This window comes from Streptomyces sp. NPDC059037, assembly GCF_042740015.1.
GTDB lineage: Bacteria > Actinomycetota > Actinomycetes > Streptomycetales > Streptomycetaceae > Streptomyces.
Window position 1 is genome coordinate 7,591 of record NZ_JBHYIG010000295.1, and the last position, 4,349, is coordinate 11,939.

The following is a 4,349-nucleotide window of genomic DNA, read 5'->3' on the forward strand; positions in this document are numbered from 1 at the left end:
CTGATGGTTCGTGGGGGGGCGCGCTCTCCACCACCATTCGCTCGGGGGGGTTTTCTTATTTTTTTTTTGGGGGGGTGGGGCACCCCCCGCCCCCCCGCGCCGGGGACAGGAACGTCGGCGCGGCGGCCTCACCTACCAGGAGCGGTGCAACGACAAAGTGGAGTTCATCGGCCAGGTTCTGCGCCAGGAGCTGGGTGTGGATCGTCCCGCCGCCTTCCACCAGGAGCCTTTCCACCCCACGCCGGCCGAGTTCGTCAAGAAGGAGGGGCCATTCGAGAGCCGGGCCGGTACTGACGATGTCGGCGAGGGCGCCCAAGGTGCGGCGGGCCCGGGACAGCGCGCCGTCCACCGTGAAGACGAGCTTCTCGCCTCCGCAGTGCCAGAACGCCAGCCCCGCGTCCAACTCGGCGGACCCAGTGACCGTGACCTTCAGCGGATGTTCTTGCTGGCCCGACGCGACGCGCCGGGCGCGCCGTTCGGCGCTCGCCACCAGCAAACGCGGGTTGTCCCTGCGCAAGGTGGTGGCGCCGACCAGGATGGCGTCCGCCGCAGCGCGTTCGCGGTCGACACGGTCGAGGTCCCGGCGGTTGGAGAGCACGAGCCTTTCACGGGCGGTGTCATCCAAGCGGCCGTCCACGGAGACAGCCGCCGACAGCAGTACGTACGGGTGTATGGCCATGGCCCGGGCGTCAGAGCGCGCGCTGGTAGTCAGCCCACGCTATGTGCGATTCGTGGAGCCGCACAGTGAGCCCGGTCAGACCGCGGGCTCCGTGGCCGAGGGCCCCGTCATGTATGCAGGAGGCGAGACGGTCCGCGATGACCTTGGCCAGGAACTCCGTGGTGGTGTTGGTTCCGGCGAAGTCCGGGGCGTCGTCGAGGTTCTGGTAAGAGAGCGCTGAAACGATCCCGCGGACTTCCCTGGCGGCCAGATCCATGTCGATGACCAGGTTGTCGCCGTCCAGCTCCGGACGCTGGAAGGTCGCGTCGACCACGTACGTCGCTCCGTGCAGGCGCTGCGCGGGACCGAAGACCTCGCCACGAAGGCTATGGGCGATCATGAGGTGATCGCGGATGGTTACGGTGAACATCACTTCTCCGGGAGGGTTTTGACGGGGGTGGTGGGGCAGGCGCAGCTCAGCATCAGTGAGGGCTATAGCGGATGCGGTGGCAGAGCCCGGGCAGCTTGCCCGTGGCGATCTCTGCCATGACCCGCGGGAGTTCGTCGAAATCCGACTCGCCAGTGATCAGCACATCGAAGATCGGGTCACGCAGGAGGTCGAGCGCCAAGCCGAGCCGAGCCGCGGCCGTGTACCGTCCGCGCCGCTCCGGCGGCACAGCGCCGACCTGGCTGCTACGCAGCGACAGGCGCCGGGAGTGGAACAACTCCCCCAGCGGCAGGGTCACCTGCTGGTCCCCGTACCAGCTCAGATCGACCACGGAACCCTCGGGAGCGAGCAGTTCGAGGGAGCGCCGGAGACCGGCCTGAGTCGCGCTGGAATGAAACACGACATCGCAGTCATCCATTGCCCGCGTGGGGTCGGCAAACTCAACACCGAGCGCCGCGGCGACCTCCGCGCGAGCCGGATCGACGTCGACGAGCTGCACCGTGGCACCGGGGAACCGGGCCAGAAGCGCGGCCACGCAGCAACCGACCATGCCCGCGCCCACGACCGCGATCCGGTCGCCGATCATCGGTGGCGCATCCCACAGCGCGTTGAGCGCGGTCTCAACGATCCCGGCCAGCACGGCGCGCTCAGGCGGTACCGCGTCAGGCACCAGCGTGAGAGCTCCGGCTGGGACCCGGAATCGGGTCTGGTGCGGGTACAGGCTGAACACGGCCCGGCCCACGAGTTCCGTCGGCCCGGCCTCTACCCGGCCGACATTGAGGTACCCGTACTTGACGGGTCCGGGGAAGTCACCCTCCTGAAAAGGGGCACGCATTGCCGCGTACTGGCTGGTGGGGACCCTGCCGTGGAAAACCAGCGACTCCGTGCCACGGCTCACGGCCGAGTACAGGGTCCGAACTACGGCCTCATCACACAGGCGGGCAGGCGGGCAGGCGGGCAGGCGGGCAGGCGGGCAGGCGGGCAGGCGGGCAGGCGGGCAGGCGGGCAGGCGGGCAGGCGGGCAGGCGGAGGTCAGGATCTCACCCCGCCCCGGGGATATGACCCAGAAGGAGCGTATGTGGCTCGGCACAGGTGGTCCTCTGCTAGTCGGGGCCCGCCTACGGACCCTCCAACAACCTCCGGCACCAAACGTCCCAGTCCTCCGGAACGTTGTCCCCACCGGTTCGGCGCCGCCATTCCCCCGGGGTGGGGAATTCCTGCGATCCTAGACGATCAATTTGCGGGCCCGGAGGGGCGACTCAGAGCGCGTCGTCATGCAGCAAGGAGTCGCACAAAGTTCGCGCTACACCAATAGCGCTGAAGCTCTGCGGATGTAGCTCTGCGGCGGGTGGAAGGCTCCATGGGCCCGCAGGGCGCTGCGCGGCACTGGATCTTCAAGTGATGCGACATGGACCGCAGCAATGTTCCAGATCGTTCGCGCCTCGGCCGTCACGGAACCAGGACCTCGACCCGCTCGCCCGACTGCTCATCGCCCTCCACGAAGGCGCGTTGATGCAGACCCTCATCGAGCCCGATCAGCTGCAACCGGGCAAATTGCATCGACGGTTCCTGCTAGCGATTCTGAGGGCCAACAGCTGCTGGTAGGGCTGGAGGACACGATCCAGGAGGACCAACCACGAAGGAACATCCGAGGCGCTGCCGCAAGACCTGGGGTCAGAGGCCTACACGGCGAACATTCTCGCCACAGCCTAGCTGGGGCACTCCTCGGTAGCTACGTGGGCGGAGCCGGAACAGCCTGCACGCTCCTGCGGGCACCAACCGCAATGGGCCTTACAATCCACTTCCCCGTCCCCTCACTGACTGGGCGCTCGGGCTGTGGCTACTGTGAGCGTCGGCTGCGGCGTGGCATTCGCATCGCTTCTCGGACAAACGTGGCCAGGCCGTCGGTCATGCCGGCCGGTCGGCCGTCTGGCACCCAGTAGGAATCGGACACGATGGGCCAACTGCCTTCCAACAAGTACGCAGCCGTGTGCGCGGCGGAGCATTGCAGCCAGTACGTCCAGCCAGGAGCCGGTGTCCGGATCCATCAGGGAGGACGGTGGCAGGTCTACTGCGTGGCCGACGCTCCCCGGAAGCCTCAGGAAACTACCCGGCGCGAAGCCGCCGTCGCCAGGCAGACTGCGGGCCCTGTCACCCAGCGCGCGAGCAACCGGTTCCCTGGCCCGTGCATGGGGTGTTCCGTGCAGGTCGATGCCGAGGCCGGTGTGCTGGTTCCCGCCGACGATGGGAAGCGCGGAGTCCAGTGCCCGGTGTGCCAGGACGTCGCGTTCCGGCACGAACGGTGGAACCGCGACGACCAGTTCGGCACCGATCCGTGGATTCCGGAGGTTGTTCCCCCCGGATGTGCCCCAACGGTTCCGGTGCGGATCCTGGCTCTGAACCGACCGTGCTGGAAGTGCGGGGAGACCGCCACCTGCGTGGTTGGCCTCTACCCGGTCCGGCCCTCCCGCACCGACTGCTGGGTGCGCTCGGTAGACGAGACCTCCCGCGTGTGGGTGAAGGACATGTTGCAGGCGGCGGGCCTGACTCAGCTGGCCAGCTCGATCAAGCCTCGGTGGAGTTCAACGATGCGCAGCCGCTATCTGAGCAGCGGATGCTGGAACTGCGATGCGCTTCAGGGCGACTTCCCCGTGGACGAAGAGGCCTCGGACCGGGTGCGCGAAGGCGGAGTGGAGGCGCTGGAGACCGTACTCGTGGCCGAGGTTCCCACCCTTCTGTGGCAACGCACCGTGCTTGGCGAGCGCGGCGACGGCGCCGGGGTCCTGATGTGAGATCAGCGACCGCGGCATGAGAAAGGCGATGCGACACACTCCGCCCCTTGCCTTTGCCACCTCCGGGGCAGCGGGCGCGCCTCACCATCCCTGATACAGGTCCGAGTAGTTCACCGCCGCAGGCAGCTGGCATCGCGAGGGTCGCCCCCGGTGGACATGTAGGTGACCAGCAGGCGGTTGCCGCCGACGCACGTGTAGACCACTACGAACGGTGGAAAGGCCAATCCCTCACCCCCGCAGCCCGTAGCCCCGCAACGCACCCACCACACTCCATTCGAAACGTAAAACCACCCACATCCCCCACCCCGGTGATGGTGAGCACGTTCTCCACCGGCAGCAGAAAGGGCGCGTCGACGTACCGCTCGGGCATGGGCACATAGGTGTCCACCGCGTCGAGCAGTGCCTCGATGGCCGCCGTCCACCGCGGGTCGCCCTCCAGCGCCTTCAGCCC

Annotated in this window: 4 protein-coding genes and 1 pseudogene; 1 reads left to right on the plus strand and 4 read right to left on the minus strand. The window is 67.8% G+C overall.

Going from position 1 to position 4,349, the window contains the following annotated elements:
- Positions 1 to 55 precede the first annotated feature (55 nt).
- Genes ACFWY6_RS38315 through ACFWY6_RS38325 form a run of 3 tightly spaced genes read right to left on the minus strand, consistent with a single transcriptional unit; the run spans position 56 to position 2,067 of the window.
- Positions 56 to 679: a RibD family protein gene (locus ACFWY6_RS38315; RefSeq protein WP_384700493.1), complete on the minus strand. Its 624-nt coding sequence runs from the start codon at positions 677 to 679 to the stop codon at positions 56 to 58.
- A 10-nt stretch (positions 680 to 689) separates the two neighbouring features.
- The gene (locus ACFWY6_RS38320; RefSeq protein ID WP_384700495.1) at positions 690 to 1,088 is read right to left on the minus strand and encodes a 6-pyruvoyl tetrahydropterin synthase family protein; all 399 of its coding nucleotides are present in this window, start codon (positions 1,086 to 1,088) and stop codon (positions 690 to 692) included.
- Positions 1,089 to 1,140: 52 nt separating this feature from the next.
- Complete coding sequence (locus ACFWY6_RS38325; RefSeq protein WP_384700500.1) at positions 1,141 to 2,067, minus strand: zinc-binding alcohol dehydrogenase; 927 nt, start codon at positions 2,065 to 2,067, stop codon at positions 1,141 to 1,143.
- Positions 2,068 to 3,307: 1,240 nt separating this feature from the next.
- Here ACFWY6_RS38325 and ACFWY6_RS38330 point away from each other — a divergent pair.
- On the plus strand, positions 3,308 to 3,898 hold the full coding sequence (locus ACFWY6_RS38330) for a hypothetical protein (RefSeq protein WP_384700497.1): 591 nt from the start codon (positions 3,308 to 3,310) through the stop codon (positions 3,896 to 3,898).
- A 292-nt stretch (positions 3,899 to 4,190) separates the two neighbouring features.
- On the opposite strand, the pseudogene ACFWY6_RS38335 reads toward ACFWY6_RS38330, so the two are convergent.
- A pseudogene (locus tag ACFWY6_RS38335) lies at positions 4,191 to 4,349 on the minus strand (elongation factor Tu); the annotation flags it as partial.